The 17,882-nt window shown below is 49.5% G+C and carries 14 protein-coding genes; 10 read left to right on the top strand and 4 right to left on the bottom strand.

All coding sequences use genetic code 11. From position 1 onward, the window contains the following. Positions 1-68 precede the first annotated feature (68 nt). On the bottom strand, positions 69-1,622 hold the full coding sequence (locus tag ACAW74_RS08160) for an ArnT family glycosyltransferase (protein ID WP_370697695.1): 1,554 nt from the start codon (positions 1,620-1,622) through the stop codon (positions 69-71). 835 nt (positions 1,623-2,457) lie between these two features. Here ACAW74_RS08160 and ACAW74_RS08155 point away from each other — a divergent pair. Genes ACAW74_RS08155 through ACAW74_RS08110 form a run of 10 tightly spaced genes read left to right on the top strand, consistent with a single transcriptional unit; the run spans position 2,458 to position 14,113 of the window. Beyond that, the gene (locus ACAW74_RS08155; protein ID WP_370697694.1) at positions 2,458-3,273 is read left to right on the top strand and encodes a polysaccharide biosynthesis/export family protein; all 816 of its coding nucleotides are present in this window, start codon (positions 2,458-2,460) and stop codon (positions 3,271-3,273) included. 41 nt (positions 3,274-3,314) lie between these two features. Further along, entirely contained in the window at positions 3,315-5,642 is a 2,328-nt protein-coding gene (locus ACAW74_RS08150; RefSeq protein WP_370697693.1) for a GumC family protein, read from the top strand. A gap of 36 nt (positions 5,643-5,678) precedes the next feature. Beyond that, positions 5,679-6,371 carry a sugar transferase gene (locus ACAW74_RS08145; protein ID WP_502918608.1) on the top strand — a complete coding sequence of 231 codons (693 nt, stop codon included), beginning with the start codon at positions 5,679-5,681 and terminating at the stop codon, positions 6,369-6,371. Continuing rightward, positions 6,361-7,665, top strand: coding sequence for a flippase (locus tag ACAW74_RS08140; RefSeq protein WP_370697692.1), 1,305 nt, complete (start codon positions 6,361-6,363; stop codon positions 7,663-7,665). The genes ACAW74_RS08145 and ACAW74_RS08140 overlap by 11 nt, the downstream gene beginning before the upstream one ends. Then, a complete protein-coding gene (locus ACAW74_RS08135) occupies positions 7,662-8,834 on the top strand; it encodes a glycosyltransferase family 4 protein (protein ID WP_370697691.1) in 1,173 nt (390 codons plus the stop codon). Before ACAW74_RS08140 ends, ACAW74_RS08135 begins: the two co-directional genes overlap by 4 nt. 4 nt (positions 8,835-8,838) lie before the next feature. Further along, positions 8,839-10,032 (top strand): glycosyltransferase family 4 protein, encoded by a 1,194-nt coding sequence (locus ACAW74_RS08130; protein ID WP_370697690.1) that lies wholly within the window; start codon positions 8,839-8,841, stop codon positions 10,030-10,032. Next, on the top strand, positions 9,986-11,101 hold the full coding sequence (locus ACAW74_RS08125; protein WP_370697689.1) for a glycosyltransferase family 4 protein: 1,116 nt from the start codon (positions 9,986-9,988) through the stop codon (positions 11,099-11,101). Before ACAW74_RS08130 ends, ACAW74_RS08125 begins: the two co-directional genes overlap by 47 nt. A gap of 23 nt (positions 11,102-11,124) precedes the next feature. After that, positions 11,125-12,378 (top strand): O-antigen ligase family protein, encoded by a 1,254-nt coding sequence (locus ACAW74_RS08120; RefSeq protein ID WP_370697688.1) that lies wholly within the window; start codon positions 11,125-11,127, stop codon positions 12,376-12,378. A gap of 1 nt (position 12,379) precedes the next feature. Then, positions 12,380-13,222 (top strand): alpha-1,2-fucosyltransferase, encoded by an 843-nt coding sequence (locus ACAW74_RS08115; protein WP_370697687.1) that lies wholly within the window; start codon positions 12,380-12,382, stop codon positions 13,220-13,222. Positions 13,223-13,255: 33 nt separating this feature from the next. Next, a complete protein-coding gene (locus ACAW74_RS08110; RefSeq protein ID WP_370697686.1) occupies positions 13,256-14,113 on the top strand; it encodes a glycosyltransferase family 2 protein in 858 nt (285 codons plus the stop codon). A gap of 3 nt (positions 14,114-14,116) precedes the next feature. On the opposite strand, the gene ACAW74_RS08105 is transcribed toward ACAW74_RS08110, so the two are convergent. From ACAW74_RS08105 to ACAW74_RS08095, 3 genes are all read right to left on the bottom strand, one after another. Then, on the bottom strand, positions 14,117-15,049 hold the full coding sequence (locus ACAW74_RS08105) for a beta-1,6-N-acetylglucosaminyltransferase (protein WP_370697685.1): 933 nt from the start codon (positions 15,047-15,049) through the stop codon (positions 14,117-14,119). A 107-nt stretch (positions 15,050-15,156) separates the two neighbouring features. After that, complete coding sequence (locus ACAW74_RS08100) at positions 15,157-16,329, bottom strand: glycosyltransferase family 4 protein (protein WP_370697684.1); 1,173 nt, start codon at positions 16,327-16,329, stop codon at positions 15,157-15,159. Further along, a complete protein-coding gene (locus ACAW74_RS08095; protein WP_370697683.1) occupies positions 16,329-17,837 on the bottom strand; it encodes a capsule assembly Wzi family protein in 1,509 nt (502 codons plus the stop codon). The genes ACAW74_RS08100 and ACAW74_RS08095 overlap by 1 nt, the downstream gene beginning before the upstream one ends. Between the last annotated feature and the right edge of the window lie 45 nt (positions 17,838-17,882).

Below are 17,882 nucleotides of genomic sequence, written 5' to 3'. Positions count from 1 at the left end.
GTATACCGACTCCTGTTTTTATAAAGAGCGGGAAAGCGAGTTTAGCTAGATGACCACTCTAAGTTAGGTCACTGTAGTTGAACGACCCAGGCCCGGTGTTCTTTAAAGAGCAAAATAGGGGCCACAACCCGGTGTTTGTACCGAATGGCCCGGGTCGAATCCATAATATACAACTGACCCGGCCGAATCGTCGCCGTTTTGGGTAGAATCGCCCGGCGCGTGGCGCTGATATAAAAGCTGTTAACGTCGGTAGCTACCTCATCGGCGAAGGTAGTGGTCTCGGCCCAAAGGGGTCGTCCCAACGTAAGGCGGGCCGCTGCTTCATTATTGAGCTGGTACCGCTCCCGACTAACCCGTCGGCCGGGTAGCACAAGCTCATTGAAGAACAACCGCACGATAACCATAAACAGAAAGACCAGCGTCATCCGGTGAAGGGGCCACCGCCAGTAAAACCAGGCTACCGCGAGGAGGATCGGAATACCCACGGCAGCCATAAGCGGAACGTAGGGAATCGAGTGCGTTGCCGGGTGCAGCAGCGCTACCACCAGCGCCACCGGACCCAGCAACAGGGCTACCAGCCAGATACGCTCTATCCACCAACGTACCCGGCTCAGTTGCGGCCAGGGAAGCGCATAGGCGTTGGCCAGCACGACAAACAAAAACGGCAGCAGCATCAGCACATAGCGGGCATACACTTCGGGCGAGATCCAATACACCCAGATATTGCCCCAGAATACTAGCCAGCAAAAGCGGGTGTAACTGTCCCTAAACAGCCATTGCCGCACCGATCGCCGCCACAGCAACGTACCCAGCAGCGTCCAGGGGGCAAAATGAGCCAGAAATTCGCCGGGAAACGTCAGCAGGTGAAGAGCTGTATCGGTCAGGCCTCGCTCGATCGGCGTGCGCTTGGCACTCTCACTCACCAGCCGCCCCAGCAGGGTAGTCGCGGCAACCGGGCTGTGCCTGAAATACACGGCGTAATACGTACCCAGCCCGACTGCCGCCAGTAGCAGACCACCCAGATGAGCCGGATGGAACAGCAGCGACCATCGCCGCGTAGCCCCAAACCAGACCAGCAACGACAGCCCGATAAATACGAACGCGGGCAGTCCTTTCATCAGAAACGCCAACGTACCCAGCCCATACAGGCTACCATACAGCCAGCCATATTGCTGCCGCCTGTCGAACGCAAACAGACAGCTCAGCATGGAAAAGATAAGCCACGAAAACGTAATGTCGATGAGGCCAAGCAGCGTCTCATAAAACCAGATGCGCGCGCAGAGTGCCACCATCAGCGCCACCCGGACCGCCAGTACCCCGTTGCCCGTTTGCCGACGAACCACTCCGAAGATAGTAAGCGCGTAACCCACCAGTGAGAGCGCCATCGGCAGGCGTAATGCCCATGAATCGAACGAGCCAAGTAGCCGGAAGGAGCCGGCAATGAGCCAGTTATAGAGGGGCGGTTTATTCAGGTAAGGAATCCCGTTGAGCGTAGGAACTATGTAATTACCCGAAAGCACCATCTCGAGCGCTACCAGCCCCCGCCTCGCTTCGTCGGAGCGATTATCGACCGGCATATAGCCCAACCGGCCAAACAGCGCCAGTAATCCTAGCGCAAGCACGATCAGAAGGATACGTTTATCGGTACGGGAAAGGTGGTTTAATTCTACAAGTGGTGACTCTGTCATATGTGCATTGAGTAGAAAATACTGTAGTCTTCGACATGCCAAAGTAAGACTAGGCCGATAGACAACATTACTACGATAGGCTGATTTATGCGCTCATATGAGATATAATTTATATAAGTTAATAATTAATTTCAGATACATAGGCTGTATCTATCGAATGGCACTGAATAGTTTTTACTATACAATTCAAAAATAAGTTTGGATTGTAGCTAGTTGAATGCCAAAGTAAGTCCGGTTGAGCAACGCTTGATGTAAACTAAAATCGATTAGTAGCTATAAATAGGTTTCAACTTATCGGGTTTGGAAAAATTTAAGATTTGTTTTTATCCAAAGCCAGTGCTAAACTTCTGTAGAGTTCGATTGCAAAGCATAATAGTCAGATCAAGTCGGCTAACAGCGGCATGAGTATTTATACAGTCATTAAAACTTGTATAACTAATTGCTGAGTAGTTACACTTGTTGAACTTGTTGTTTTTGTTACGGCTGGTTCGGTTTCATAATGGCATCATTTGTGAGATGAATCAACCTATAGACAGTTGACAACAAATTCATGTCTGGAACTAAATAATTTGCTGTACATGAATAAATGTACAATATTTGTTATGTTTCTGACTGAATTTGCATGACGGATTGGTCAAATGAAAAGTTTTTGTTGATATGTTTTTCTAAACATTTGGTTAAGTGATTATTTTGAAGATTGAGTACTTCAACGTAGGCAAACCAAAGTGCTGAAACGCATAGCGCACCACCAATTTTCGATGATTTAACAATGACGGTAACGAGTTTCGGCAAGGGTAAAAAAGCAGCTAAATGGATTGTGGTATCTTTTCTTTTAACTAGCTCACTATTAATGGGTTGTGTTAATTCGAGAGAGTTGGTTTACTTTCAGGATCTGACAAGCCGTGTTGACAGCGCTCGTCAACAAGCCTACGCAGCAGCAGTTCGTCCTGGTGACGTTCTGTCGATTCTGGTTAGTAGCTTGAGCCCTGAGGCGTCGTCGTTTTTCAATCCGTATGCAATGCAACAGGCAATGTCCGGTCAGGCGATGCAAACCAACCCGACTACGCCTATCGCGGCTACACCCGGCTATCTAGTAGCGACGGATGGCACGATCACCGTACCACTACTAGGAGCCGTGCCGGTGGCTGGCAAAACCAACGTCCAAATTGCCAACCTGCTGCGCGACAAACTAAAGACCTATCTCAAAGAGCCTACCGTTAGTGTTCGGAATCAAAATTTCCGCGTAACAGTACTCGGCGAAGTGACGCGACCATCGCTATTCAACATCGCCAACGAGCAGATCACGTTACCTGAAGCGCTGGGTCTAGCTGGTGACCTGACGATTTATGGTCGTCGCGATAACGTGTTGGTGGTCCGGGAAGAAAACGGCCAACGTACCTACGCTCGCCTCGACCTGACAAAGCGTGATGTGTTTCAGTCGCCTTATTATCACCTACACCCCAATGATGTGATCTATGTTGAACCGAGTAAGACGCGTGTGGCCGCTACTGATCGTTTTTACCAGATAACGCCCCTCATACTCAGTGCACTTTCATTCATTGCCATCATTGCTACCCGTTTTTAGTCTAACTAACAACTTCTCAGCTTTTCTGATTTACTCAATTTATGGCTAACAAACCGTATTCGTACGTCCCCTATCAAGTGGTGGATGGGGAGACAAAGAACCTGCGTGCCGTGCTGATGCGCTATGCCCGCAATTGGCCGTGGTTCATCGTCAGCATCGTTGTGGCGATGGCGGGGGCCTACGTATACCTGCTGTATCAGCCGCCGGTCTACAAAGTGCAGGCGAGCTTGCTGATCAAGGACGAGAAGAAAGGGATCGATCAGGATAACATGCTGAAAGAGCTCGAAATTTTCACGCCCAAGAAGGTTGTAGAGAATGAGATCGAGATTCTGAAGTCGTACACACTGATGGATAAAATTGTGAATCGGCTTCAACTCGCGACTCGCTATTATCAGCAGACAAGCTTCGGCGACCGGGAAACGTTTATACCCCCCGTTAAGCTGATTGTGGAGCAGCCAACGTCGGAACTTTACAGGGACAAGCTAACGCTGAGCTTCCCGAAGGCCGATCAGGTCGATATCAACGGTAAGGTGTATCCGCTGAACCAAAGTATGCAGACGCCTTATGGCCGGCTGCGCGTGTTTAGCCGAAAACCCGTTGGCCCAGCTACTAACCCCGTGCGGGTGCTGGTACAACAGCAGTCCGACGCCGTAACTGGTTTCCTGAGAAACCTGAAGGCTGAACCCACTTCCAAAGCGTCGAGTGTAATCATGCTCACGATGGAAGATGCGGTGCCACAGCGGGGCGAGGTGATCCTCAACCAACTGATCGATGAATACAACCAGGCTGCGATCTCGGACAAAAACAAGATGGCTGCCAACACGCTGAAATTTATTGAAGATCGGTTGGGACTCATCACGGGTGAGCTGAAAAATGTGGAGGGCGACGTTGAACGCTATAAATCATCGCAGGGAATTACCGACCTGAGCACGCAGGCACAGGGTTTCCTGATGACGGCGCAACAAAATGATACGCAACTCAACCAGGTAAAACTGCAACTGGGGGCATTGGGCGACATTGAGCGCTACATGCGTAGCCAGTCGACCTCGCAGGGGGTTGCTCCCGCCACACTTGGCCTCGCCGACCCCATCATGCTGGGTATGGTGAACCGGCTGTCGGAACTGGAAATGAAGCGCGAGCAAGCCATTAAAACGACCTCGGAACAAAACCCGATCGTGCAGACGCTGGACAGCCAGATCAAAGAAACACGGACGAGCATCAACGAGAACCTGGAGACGATGAAGCGGGAGCTAACGACCTCGCGGCAACAGTTGCAGGCCAATAACAACAAGATCGAGAGCATGATCCGCACGATCCCCAGCAAAGAGCGATCACTGCTGAATATCTCGCGGGAGCAGGGCATCAAAAACGGACTGTATACGTACCTGCTGCAAAAGCGGGAAGAAACGGCGCTGTCGTTCGCCTCGACGATCTCCGACAGCCGGACCATCGATATTGCTCGTTCGCTAAAAGATCCGGTTAAACCGGTGCGTCGCTTCTACTTCCTGTTGTTTGGGCTGGTTGGCTTCCTGCTGCCGATCGGCGTGATGGCTAGCCGCGATGCACTGAACAACCGCGTGTTGCGCCGCACCGACGTAGAAGACACCACACAGACGCCGATTCTGGGTGAACTGATGAAAAGCAAGAAGGGCGAAGCCATCGTGATCCGGGGCCGAAGCCAATCGGTTATTGCCGAACAGATCCGGACGCTACGTACCAACCTGCAATTCCTGAAGTCGGACCCCGACAAGAGCCAAGTGCTGCTGTTCACGTCGAGCATCAGTGGCGAGGGTAAATCATTTATCTCGCTGAACCTGGGGGCTAGCCTTGCGCTGATTGGCCGCCCGACGGTTGTTTTGGAAATGGACTTACGCAAGCCCAAACTGCACAAGAATCTGGGTATGTTTAGCGGTGTCGGTATCAGCAATTACCTGATTGGCGACGCCACACTGGACGAAGTGTTACAACCGATTCCGGGACAGGACAACTACTTTATCATTACATCAGGGCCGATTCCACCAAATCCGTCGGAGTTGCTGAGTACGCCTAAACTGACGCAATTGATCAACGAACTGAAGGAACGGTTCAACTACGTCATTGTCGATTCCCCGCCGATTGGCCTGGTAACTGACGCCCAGTTGATCGCGCCGTTGGCCGACGCCACGATGTATGTGGTGCGCCACGACGTAACCCCGAAAAACTACCTGAAGCAACTTGACGTCTTCTATCGGGAGAACCGGTTTAACAAGCTTAACGTGATTCTGAACGCCATTGGCGAAGGAGAGTCGTATTACAATAGCTACAGCTATGGGTACGGCCATTACTACACCGACGATAAGAAGCCAACGAAGACGCGGAAAGACGTGTAGCGTTTGCGTGCTCCATCCATAAATTGTCCTGATGTTATGCTGTCCGCTAATCCAACCACGTATTCGCGCCACTCAACACGTGCCTCAACGCCGGCTGGTCCGGCCCTAAGTTGTGTTGATGCCCCTTCGACGCTCTATACTCGTTACGGGAAACGGCTGTTTGATATAACAGTAGCAGCGTTCGTCACTGTTTTTGTGCTCTCGTGGATGATCCCCCTCGTTGGGTTGGCTATTCGCCTTACCTCGCGCGGCCCGATACTGTTTGTTCAGGTACGCAGTGGCCGCAGCGGGCGGGTATTTCATTGCTTGAAATTCCGAACGATGTATCATGCGCCAACGGCCACTTTTGCGCAGGCTCGTAAAGGCGATGCTCGGATAACCCGGATCGGGGCCTTCCTGCGCCGCACCAATCTCGACGAGATGCCCCAGTTCTGGAATGTGCTGATGGGCGACATGAGTATTGTTGGCCCTCGCCCGCACGCGGTTCAGCACGACGATCTCTATTGGCACACGATTCAGAACTATCGCTCTCGCTATGAGGTGCGCCCCGGTATTACCGGATTAGCGCAGGTACGTGGTGCCCGTGGCGAAACGCGGGAACTGGTGAATATGAAGCACCGCGTGCAGTATGATTTGTTGTACGTAAAGAAACAGTCTGTCGGGCTGGACGCCAAACTGTGTTTAGGTACAGTGCAGGCTATGCTGAAAGGAAATGTGAATGCGTGGTAGACTAGTTGCTTTGTTGCCGCAGGGGCAATGGCGGAAGCTCTCGATTAATATCGCCTCCCTGTTTAGCGTACAGGTAGCCAATTACCTGCTGCCGCTGCTAACGGTACCGTATGTATCACGGGTGATTGGGCCGGAACGGATGGGGTTGCTCAACTTTTCGCTGAGTTACAACAACTACTTTGTACTGCTGGTCAGTTTTGGGTTCGATATGGCGGTGGTGCGGCTAGTTGCCGCTAATCGTGGTGACCACGCTTACATTAACCGTCTGTTTGCGCAGGTGCTGTCGGCTAAGTTGCTGTTACTGGCGTTGGCGGCCTGCATTTTCACTGGGCTGGCAATAGTCAATCCGGCCTTTCGGGCGCAGCTGCCGCTCCACATGGCCACCTGTTTGTATTGCGTAGGCGTAGCGCTATTTCCGCAATGGCTTTTTCAGGGTATGGAGGATTTGAGCCGAACGGCCATGTTGAGTTTCTTGACGAAACTGATCATGACCATGGGCGTATTTGTGCTGGTTCGGGAAGCAGACGATTTCATCTACCAGAATCTTGTAATGAGCCTGTCGCATGTACTGGTAAGCACAATAGCGTTAAGGATAGCTATTAAACGCTATAACCTTACGTATCAACTTCCAGGCTGGCAATCGATTAAACAGCGCTTTCGGGAAGGGTTTACGTTCTTCCTGTCATCGCTCAACAACACGTTGTACAGCTCATCGCACGTGTTTATGCTAGGGCTATTCAGTACAGCCTATGCCGTCGGAGTATTCTCAGCAGGTAGCCGCCTGGAGCTTATTCTACGCGTTTTTGTAAACATGGCCCTTAATCAGGCACTCTTTCCGATCGTAGCCAATGGCTTCGGACAAAGTCAGGAACGGGGACTAGGTATGGTTCGTAAGATTGCTCCCGTACTGCTGACAGGTACAGCGCTGATTGGTGTCTTGCTGTTTGTCAGTGCGCCGATAACGGTTTCGTCGCTGTACGGCAACCGTTTCAATGAGGCTGTTGCCGTGGTCAGAATATTGGCGGTATTACCCGTCTTATTGAGTCTGAACAGCCTGCTGGGGATGCACACCATGCTGAATCTGCACATGGACAGGCCCTACTTTTTCATAACTCTAGGCGGTTCAGTTATTGGGCTAGGTCTCAATTACTGGCTGATCCATCAGCACAGTTACATAGGGGCTGCCATAGCCTGGGTATGTACAGAGGCCTGCGTCGTGATTGCAATGATCGCCTGGCTGGCTTACCGGCGTATTGCGCTTGTCAATTCGTTTAATCTGCCTCATCAGTCATGATCGTTCTAGCCTCCATATTGAACCCCAACTGCCCGTCAGGTGTGGTTACGTATTACAAGCTGCTTCAATCAGACTTAGAGCAGGCTGGCCACCAGGTAACTTTGGTTACGCACGATGATACGCCCTTACTGGTACGGCGCTCGATGGGTGGCCTTGCCCGGCTGATGCGCCTGGCCGGACGACCCGGTGAGGTGTTGCACAATCAGCTGGATCATGCGATTAAGCTGTATACCGCTTTGCGCCGGATTCCGGCCCAATCGGTGGAACTGGTACATGCACAGGACCCCATTGCCGGCGCTATGGCTAAACTGGCGTACCCCAATGTACCAGTCATTATAACCTGCCATTTCAACGACAATCCTGTGGCCGAAATACAGGCGGTAGAACCGGTTGGGGCGGCAGGTGAAGCCCGCCTGGAGCGGTGGTATCGCTGGCTGTTTGGCAAGATCGATCAGTTTGTATTCGTATCGCAGTATGCCTACCAGAAGTCGGCGCATTTGTTGCCTCCCGGACATCGCTACACCGTTATTCACAACACCGTACGGCTGGCGGGAAACGTTACCGTGACGACTACGGAACGTCCCTGGCGGATTACGAACGTCGGGTTTATTGAAGAACGGAAGAATCAGGTTTACTTGATCCGGTTGGCTAACCGGATTAAGCAGTTGACCAGTCAGCCGTTTGAGATTGTATTGATCGGCGATGGCCCGAAACGGGCCGAGTGGGAACAATTGGCCCGTCAGCTAAGCGTTCAGGACATTGTCCGTTTTGTGGGGCGGCAACCTGACCCCTGGCGTTTAGTCGCCGACTCCGATGTGTATGTGCATGTGGCGCACAATGAAAACTGCCCTTATGCCATCATTGAGGCAATGGCCGTGAACGTACCTGCTATGGCCTTGCCAGTGGGCGGCATTCCTGAGTTGCTGCCTACATCAATTAGCCACCTAAGCCAGTCGATGGATGCCGATGCAGCTACTATTCTGGACGTACTAACCGGTAAGACACGGCAATTATTGCTAGCCGATCAGCAGGCCTTTTTCCACCATCACCTGAACCCTACAGCGAGTTTTAACCGGCTCATGGCCGTTTATGCATCCGCTCGTACTCCTGAATCGTCAACGACAAACGTATCATGGCAACCCGTTGAGGTGAGCATTGTAAACAAGTAAGTCTATGCGACATATTGGTATTGTCGGCCCTGTGGCAACGAGCCAGCTGGCTCCACTGCTTAACCTGCCAATGGGTAACGTACCTGAAGGCATGGGTGGGGTACCCGTCAATAATCAGGTTATTGAACTGCACCGGCGTGGCTATCGGGTCTCGGTTTTTTCGAATTCGTATGACGTACCTGCGGGACAAACGATAAAACTAAGTGGTCCTAACCTCGACGTTTACTTCTGTCACTATAGGCGTCGTGCGCGGCATCGGGTGCTTGATCTGTTCAAAGCAGAGCGCAAAGGAGTAACGGAAGCGATTCAGCAGGCAAAACCCGACATGTTGCATGCACACTGGCAGTATGAATGGGGCTGGGCGGCACTGGATTCAGGTATTCCCACTCTGGTGACCTGCCACGATTCGCCAATCGATGTGTTAGTATCGATGCGTGATCTATACCGTACTATTCGCCTTGGTATGGCAGCTTATGTATTGCGTCGCGCCAAACACCTCACTGCCGTATCGACGTACACGGCCAATGGCGTAAGCCGGTTCACGAAGCGACCCGTTCGGGTGATTCCCAATTTTGAACCAAATTCGGTATTCGACCTCTATCGCGAGCGTCAATTGCCCAACGTACCCAGCCTTGTGATGGTCAATAATAACTTCGACAAACGAAAGAACGTCGGGGTAGCCATGCAGGCGTTTAAACTGTTTCGGCAAAAATTCCCCGTAGCAACACTGAACCTGTATGGTTTCGGTTTTGGTGAGGGAGAGGCAGCGCATCAGTGGGCACAAGCTCATGATTGTGAAGAAAACGTTCGGTTTCACGGTCCAACCAACTTCAATGAACTGATGCAGGCCGTCAGCAAGCACGATCTGTTTTTGCATACGGCTTTGGAAGAATCCTGCCCGATGGTGTTGATCGAAGCCTCGGCTATGGGGCTGCCCATTGTAGCAGGTGATAAAAGCGGGGGTGTTCCCTGGCTCCTGTCCAACGAATCGGGTGTACTTACTGACATCACCTCTCCACAGGCGGTTTGTGAGGCGCTCGAACAACTCGCGTCGGACGCCACCTATTATCGTGCTATGAGTCAGCGGGCTCGCCAGAACGCGCTTGACCGGTTTTCGCCGGGTACTGTTGTCGACCAATATCTGAACGCATATGAGCAACTCAGCCAACCCCAAAAAAGTACTGCACATTCTGTGTGAACTGCGGCACTCCGGGGCCGAGGTCATGATTCGTGATGCCAATGGCGTGTTCGATGAACATAATCTGGAAACACACATACTGGGCACGGGCCCTGTGCCGGGTGAATTTGCCAACGAGCTTCAGGCGAGGGGCTATATCATCCACCACATACCGTTTCAACGGACACTAACCTATTTTAAAAAGGTTAACCAGTTTCTGAAAGAGCATCAGTTTGATGTCGTACACATACATCCCGAGCAGGCGTTCGTGTATTACTCATTCCTGACGTACCTGAACCGGGTGCCGCGTGTGGTTTCATCGATACATAATGTCTTCGTGTATCGCAAGGCCCTGTTGGCCCGCCGTATCATACATACCTGGCTGACCGAAAAGGTCTTCGGTGTACAACGTCTGGCTATTGGGGAGGCGGTTTTTAACAACGAACGTCGCTATACCAGTCAGCCAATTATCCTGCATAACTGGATCAACACGAACCTGTTTGTACCTATTTCGGACACGGAAAAGAAACAACGCCGGGCTGAACTTGGCCTGTTGCCAACCGATTTTGTGCTGATTATGGTGGGGGGCTGTTCGAAGGTGAAGAACCATCAGCGCGTTTTTGAACTGATGGCGCAACTACCAGCTGGCTACGAGCATGTGAAGTGCCTGCACATTGGCACTGGTGAGGCCGAAGCTGCTGAAAAAGCCTGTTGCGAGTCACATCAGCTTACTGACCGAGTTCAATTCCTGGGTACTCGTCAAGACGTATATCGCTATATGCAAGTGGCCGACTTGCATGTGTTGCCTTCGTTATATGAAGGTGTAGGCAATGTGTATCTCGAAGCTTCCGCTTGTAAATTATTAAGTCTGGTCAATGATGGGCCAGGCTTGCGTGAAGTTGTTCAGTTTGGGCAAGCTGGCATTATTGCCGATGCTAGCACGGATCAATTTCGACAAACGATTATCGACGTTGTTAATAATCCAGCGGCTTATGAGCCCATCGCTGAGGCGGCTTATAAGCTTGTGATGAATCGCCATCGGCTGGATACGAATGCTCGCCAATTGGTGGGGCTGTATCAGGTGGCTTAGAGACATACCAAACAACAGTATTGATGAACTTCGAAGCTATTTTCAAACGACTGCATCTGTACCTATTCCTGTTCAGCGAACTGGCACTGAGTAGCCCATTGGCCGCACCGCTACAGTCAAGCGTTCGCCGGATTGTTGTCATTGGGGGTATCAGCTATGCTATTCTGTTCTTTCCGAGATTACCTCGTCATCTGCGTATAGGAACGGTACTATACCTTATACTTATTGCTATGCTGATGAGCACGTCATATTTCAAGTATGGGCAAGCCATTGGCTCATTACAGTATATGTCGCTTAGCTTGTCGACGACAGTCGTTTATGGTGGATTTATGGGCGCTTGGTTCTTGCGCGATATTAGTATTAAAGAAATTGTTACAGTTACTCTGATCCTGTTTGCTTTTAACCAACTAGCACTGGGGCGTATCCTGACGCACCAATTTAACTCGACTGACCGCTCGACAAGCTCAGAAGAAACCTATTACCTGACGTTGGTTTTCTGTTTTTATATGGTCAGTTTCTTACAGGACAACAGGGGGAAGAACATGAACATGGCTATTTTTTCGCTGCTGTTGATCATCGGTTTCTTTCACCGAACGCTGTGGGTAACAACCGGCGTAGCTATTGTTATCATCATGCTGGTGATGCGTGGTGCTGTGCAAAAACGATTCATGCGAATGACAGTGTTGGCATTACCTTATCTGATCATTGGAATCATCAGCGTAGCGCTGTTGGTAGCTGCCAGGCCACAGATTATGGATAACCTGCTCTCTAGTATAGATGATATTGAGAACTCAAATACCCAAGGAACGGCGGGCTGGCGATACAATCAACGGGAGCTATATCTGGAACGCATCGTACAGCGTCCTTTTTTCGGCTGGATGTATGATGGCTATGATGACGGGGAACTAACTGCTGTACTGGAGGGGAATGCAGACTGGATCGGTGTAAAAGGTACTTTTATTCATTCTGGATACATCCATGTCCTGTACCATTATGGCCTGTTTGGAATGGTATTGATGTATGGCATGCTCATTAATACACTGTTGTTTATGTGGCGTCGTTTCAGGCAGGAGCCCGGTTACATCGCCCTGTTTGTCTTTTTATGCACGGGCTTTGTCTTCAGTTGGTCCTATCAACTTCCGCTTTTCTATTGGGTACTCGTTGGTGTAGGATCATACATGGCTTGTCTGGTGCCCGTTGAGCAGATAGACGGACAACTACGACGCGTGGCAATGCACGAACTGGAAGACGATAATAGGCCTGTTTTTGTCAACTAATATGGTTATTGTAGCAGGAACGCAAGGGCAGTTTTGCAATCAGCTGTTTCGGCTGGGGCATCATGTCGCCAATGCTTTACAGCTAGGCTACGAGGTTAACTGCGCCGATTTTGAACACCGGCATTTGTTTCCCCAACTGATGCAACATCAGCTAGTGTCTGACGAACCCTTGTTGTCAGGATTTCAGCAGAAGTTGCTAAAAGTGGGTACCCGCCGCCCGTTTCAAGGGACCATTCGACGCCTTTTTGAACAGCAGGGTTACGCTGTGCTTGACCGGGCCTACGAGTTCGATCAGGCCGATCGACACTTTCTGGAACAGGCTACGCAGCAACGGGTTATTGCAACCCATTGGGACTTTCGCGACTACGAATCGTTCAACCGGCAGTATGTCGCTTTAAAAACGATGTTTGCCTTGCCGGAGCAAGCGCAAAATGAGGCGAGTGAGTTGCTGACGGTTGCCCGTCAACAAGGCGATATAGTAGTTGGTATTCACTTACGCCGCGGCGATTATGCTGGGTGGAAAGGCGGAAAATACTACTACGATGACAGCGCTTATGCGGGAATAATGGCACATATAATCGACTTGTTACCTGAAAAGAAGGTTGCCTTTGTTTTATGCTCTAATGAGCCGATTAAGCAATCTTCGTTTTCGAACTGGTCAACCGCTATTTCCAATAAGACCTTCTTGGGCGATCTGGCTACACTCAGCCAATGTGATCTATTGATTGGCCCGCCCAGTACATTCTCCGGTTGGGCTTCATTTATTGGTCAAGTACCACATTATCACATGCATCAGTCTAATGCTCGCCCTAGCTTGCAAGAATTTGTTCCTGCCAGAGGATAACGAGGTGGAATAATTACTGAGCCAATTCATCTTATGATTTACATTATCATTCCTGTTTACAATCGCAGAGATTATACGCGCGGTTGCCTGAGTTGTTTGCGAAAACAGACGTACACTGCTTATCAAGCTGTCGTTGTTGACGATGGTTCTACAGATGGTACAGCAGATATGATTGCAACAGAATTTCCAGAAGTAACGGTGTTAAATGGTGATGGTAACCTCTGGTGGACTAAGGCAGTCAATATGGGAGTTGATTATGCGCTCAAGCATAGTAAAGATGTAAATAGTGATTTATTATTGACACTTAACGACGATTTGACATTTGATCCCGATTATTTATCAACTATGATGGATAGCTATAATGCAAACAAGCCTTGCCTGATAGGATCTGTTGTAGTTGATATTAATAACCCTAACTATTTAGAATATGCAGGTGGGAAATGTAATTATTATACAGCAAAAGGGAATCGAACATCTGCCTTGTATAATAATGATTATAGTAAGCTTGCCAATTCCCATTTCATTGTATCGACAGACGAATTATCAGGCAGAGGTACATTGATGCCGCTAGAAATTTTCGGGAAAATCGGTGCTTACGACGCTGCTAACTTTCCTCATTATATGGCCGATATTGAATTTTCTGTTAGAGCTCGAAAAAAAGGATATAAATTATTCGTCTCTGTAGCCAGTAAAATATACAACTATATGGAAGCGACTCGTAACAAGCAAAAGTCAAGTAAAGAATTTTTTGCTGGGTTCTGGTCGTTCAAATCGCCTAATTACTTGAGAGCTCGCTATACTTTTGCAGTTCGCCATACTCCTCTAAAAATCGTTTACTTTGCTGTTGACTTAGGAAGGACTATAGCAAGCTTCGCTATCAAAAATAAATAGAGTTTAATTCTTTAGCGAATCTCTCTCACTCCTTAAAGCGTCTATTTTCACTAGAAGTTTGTCTGACCTTCCAGTTAATGCTTTTCGAAAAAACATTTTTCGATTAGCAGCTAATGCCTCAAAATCCGTTTCATCAAATACTTTAATCATGCCATGGTATTCAATATGGTGTAGAGGGGTTAGTGAGTGAAGGTTATCATAATTTTCTTTTGGAGTTAAAATAGCATTCTTTCCAAATTCGGAATTAAAAACTATGGTCTGAATGCACATCTCGCTAGGGATGTATGAATGTTTAAAATAGTTTATTAATTCGTCCTCCTTTAATAATTTATTATAAACATCTCTGGCACAGTCTATTGTCAAAGCCCAATAATCAGAACCGAAATATACGTCAACTTGTTTTCCTTCAATAAGTGTAGTTGGGCTTTTTCTAAACGGTAATGCTCTAAAAAGTAGCCTAGCTGACCCACTGAAGCACTTTTTAATAAAATAGTTCTTAATTTTTATATCCCTTAAAAAGTGGTAAAGAACTACTTTTCTAGTCTGAATAGAGTTTTCTAGCTTAGTTAAATTTACTGCTTGTATATATTCTTTTTTAGAGTTTTTAGAAAATTCGTCGAAAATCATTTTCGTAGACCAGAGCGGGTAATCTGTTCCGCTTAGACAGACAACCCGATCAAAATGTAGCTTACTTTCAAATACGGAAGCTAATAGTTCCTGCTGAGACAATACTTGAGCAAAGCCTCCCCAGTTGATGAAGAATCGGTTCTTAGTAAAGAACACATTAGTGTAGTCAGATAATTGATTTTTAAAAGGAACTATATCTACTTTAGAGTCTATGTGAATAAAAAAGTGAGCGTTAGAATTGAGCGAATCAACAAGGCGTCGTAATTGCTGGGGGTCAGTATAAGCGGTTACGATGTATGCAATCTTCATAATATCAAAAGTAATTTGCGGTTATTATTTAGAGTAAATATACTAGACCATCGTCAAAAAAGCAGCGTATAGTATTAGTGATCTAAATTAGTATTTATATCTTTAGATTAATTAGAATTAGATATAGACATATAGATATCTAGTAGTTTGTGAATCACGATTTTTTCTTCGTAATGCTCAGTGAATGTTTGCCGTGCCGTTTGCCCCCAAGCTGCCAGTGAACTGGTATCTTGGCTTATAGTAGTGAGTATCGTCGCCAGAGATGGAGCATGTCCAGTCTTGAAAAGTTTTCCCGTTTTCTCATCTTCTACGATCTGGTTCAAGTTGCCTTGATCAGAGCAGATCACAGGGGTGCCTGTCGCAAACGCTTCCAGAATAACGGTAGGTAGCCCCTCATACCAGATAGAGGGCACAATAATGGCCCGGCATTGCCGCATCCGTTCTACCGCCTGCTCTCTCGGTAGGCTTCCCCGGTAACGTACCTGACCCTGTTGAGCAGCGGCTTCTACGGCTGCCTGCAACGGGCCTTCGCCAACTACTTCAATAGGGAGAGCCACTTGTTTGGCCGCTTCCAGCAATACGTCAATACCTTTCTCTTGCGACAGCCGGCCCACAAACAGGAAAAAATCACCACGCAGATCGTGTGCGGTGTAGCCTAGATCAGGGACGAAGTTTGGCTTTACAACAACCTGTTCCGGCCGCAGTTGCAGGGAGGATTGCAACATCTTCTGGCGGGCAAAATTGGTTAGCGTGATGAACCGGTCGACGTGTTGCCATGTATGCGTCAGTTTGTGTAAACTGGTAATGGCTGTGAGCTGTGCGGATTGTACCCGCGAATCACGAAAACAACCGAAGCGAATACCGTCGAGCGGAACCGTTTTAGTCAGGCAACGTTCGCATGGGATCTCTCCCGGCCGCATGAGCAGCCCACTGGCACATACGAGCCGATAATTGTGCAACGTCATTACAACGGGTACGTTGCACGCTTTGACGGCATTGATAACGGCGGGCGAAGCTGTGTAAAACAGATTGTGGATATGAACGACGTCGGGCTTAAACCGGGTAATAGCTTCTTTTACTCGCTGCGCCGATGCCCGGTTATTAAGCGTCTGAAAGGCCGACAACAGCTTACCGCCAATCGACTCCCCAAACTGGTCATTGGTAAAAATAACGGCGTCTACGTCGTGTCCTAACTCGCGTAGCTTAGCAAACTCCTGCTCAAAGATGGTATCCTCGCCCCCTCGTAGTCGATAGTAATTATGGATGAACAGGATACGCATCACTGAACACGGGCAAAGGTTTTTCGAAGGCGAATCCAGCCGCCAAAATTATTCGTCAACCATTCGCCCTGATCAAGCGAAACGGTGGCTACCAACTCTGAACCACCCAGCCAACGTACAGGTATCAACGCTTCGGCCATACCCGAGAATTGGGACAACGGTACTCTGGGGTCGCGCAAAATAGGCCTGCCAAAATGCTGGCTAAATGAGAATAAAGCTCGTACCTGAACACCCGAAGGCCACCCACCCAATAAACCAAGGTGGACAACCTGAGCGCGGTTACTACTTACCGTTAGTCGGCCATATGCCGAACGAAGGTCACGCAGGTCGGGGCGGGTGTCTTCACGCCAAGTGATAAAGGGTGTCCCAATGATGTGGCGGCGGTAGGCCCATCCGTCAGAATATTGGTAGTTATTGAAATAATCGTCGGCTCCCGCAAACAGCCCGTTCTGATCAGTCGTAAATCCGCTCTGATTCATCGTAGATAGCACTTCCGCAGTTACCTGTTGAAGCCGAAAACCGCCTGCACCAGCGCCTGCGTTACGCCAACGTACCCCATAAAGGCCATCAGGCATGTTCTGAAAAGCTACGCCCGACTTGTCTTCATAGGGGTGCTGATAGTACAAAAACCAGTTGGATCGATCGCCCAGAATTTCCAAAGCAAAATCGATAGACCCCAGGTGGTTACCTACCCGGTTGAGCCGGTCAATTTCGACATAACTAGTTGAGTCTCCGATAGGAGTCTCGGATGCCGTAATGACGCGCAGATAATCTTTGAACGTGTTGGGTAATTGACCGTTGACTGATAACGTACCTACATTGCGCCGCCCGGCCCATTGTGCGTTGTGTACTACTCCCGCATACAGATTGACCCGCCGTTTGAACAGGCTAACCCGCCCATAGAGTGCTTTCTGATGCAGATAGGAGCCCTGCACTGAATCGGCATTGCCAAACCAGCCGTGGGCGTAGAAGGCGTTGATGGCTACGATGCCGTTGGTAAACCCAAGCGGGGCAAAGCCCCGTGTGCCAATCTGAATTTTTGGAATGGGCAAGGCATTACCCGACCACGAATAGGAGCCCGACGTCAATAACGTATCGACCAACCCAAATACTTCGCGTCGGCGGCCACCATAAAGCTCGAACTGACCTAACCGAAGGCTGGCATACGCCTCGGGCAGTAAGAACCGAACCGCGTTTGGCTCGGCGGCCGTTGCGGCGCTGCTGATCAGCGCACCTTCAATTCCAACTTTCAGGTGCACGCGGCGTGGGTCGGTGGGGTCGCCCTTGAAGAAGGCCGTACCCGCCCGAACGATGCCTGCCGGGTTGTTGAGCGGTACGAGGCCGTATTGGCGGGAGCGAAGCCAGAATGGCGTTTGGCTGGCCGATGCGGCAAGCCCGCCTACCTCGACAAATGAACGAGCACCCCGGCTGGTTGTATCAGGAATGGCCTGTGCGCCAGCAAGGTGTGACAGGCAGAGAGCAGCAAGGCCGACCGTAAATTTCTGCATATGAGACCGTTGAGTTGCGACAAAGATACATGAAAACAGGATCCT

The sequence above is a fragment of the Fibrella musci genome (genome assembly GCF_041321105.1).
Classification (GTDB): Bacteria; Bacteroidota; Bacteroidia; order Cytophagales; family Spirosomataceae; genus Fibrella; species Fibrella musci.
The sequence above is the reverse complement of the archived record's forward strand: the minus strand, read 5'-3'. Positions and strand labels throughout refer to the sequence as shown.

Bases quoted from the DNA above. Each gene is read 5' to 3' on its own strand.
- ACAW74_RS08100 (WP_370697684.1), bottom strand. From the start codon at position 16,329: ATGCGTATCCTGTTCATCCATAATTACTATCGACTACGAGGGGGCGAG.
- ACAW74_RS08155 (WP_370697694.1), top strand. From the start codon at position 2,458: ATGACGGTAACGAGTTTCGGCAAGGGTAAAAAAGCAGCTAAATGGATT.
- ACAW74_RS08145 (WP_502918608.1), top strand. From the start codon at position 5,679: ATGCTGTCCGCTAATCCAACCACGTATTCGCGCCACTCAACACGTGCC.
- ACAW74_RS08105 (WP_370697685.1), bottom strand. From the start codon at position 15,049: ATGAAGATTGCATACATCGTAACCGCTTATACTGACCCCCAGCAATTA.
- ACAW74_RS08125 (WP_370697689.1), top strand. From the start codon at position 9,986: ATGAGCAACTCAGCCAACCCCAAAAAAGTACTGCACATTCTGTGTGAA.
- ACAW74_RS08140 (WP_370697692.1), top strand. From the start codon at position 6,361: ATGCGTGGTAGACTAGTTGCTTTGTTGCCGCAGGGGCAATGGCGGAAG.
- ACAW74_RS08130 (WP_370697690.1), top strand. From the start codon at position 8,839: ATGCGACATATTGGTATTGTCGGCCCTGTGGCAACGAGCCAGCTGGCT.
- ACAW74_RS08135 (WP_370697691.1), top strand. From the start codon at position 7,662: ATGATCGTTCTAGCCTCCATATTGAACCCCAACTGCCCGTCAGGTGTG.
- ACAW74_RS08095 (WP_370697683.1), bottom strand. From the start codon at position 17,837: ATGCAGAAATTTACGGTCGGCCTTGCTGCTCTCTGCCTGTCACACCTT.
- ACAW74_RS08115 (WP_370697687.1), top strand. From the start codon at position 12,380: ATGGTTATTGTAGCAGGAACGCAAGGGCAGTTTTGCAATCAGCTGTTT.
- ACAW74_RS08150 (WP_370697693.1), top strand. From the start codon at position 3,315: ATGGCTAACAAACCGTATTCGTACGTCCCCTATCAAGTGGTGGATGGG.
- ACAW74_RS08110 (WP_370697686.1), top strand. From the start codon at position 13,256: ATGATTTACATTATCATTCCTGTTTACAATCGCAGAGATTATACGCGC.
- ACAW74_RS08120 (WP_370697688.1), top strand. From the start codon at position 11,125: ATGAACTTCGAAGCTATTTTCAAACGACTGCATCTGTACCTATTCCTG.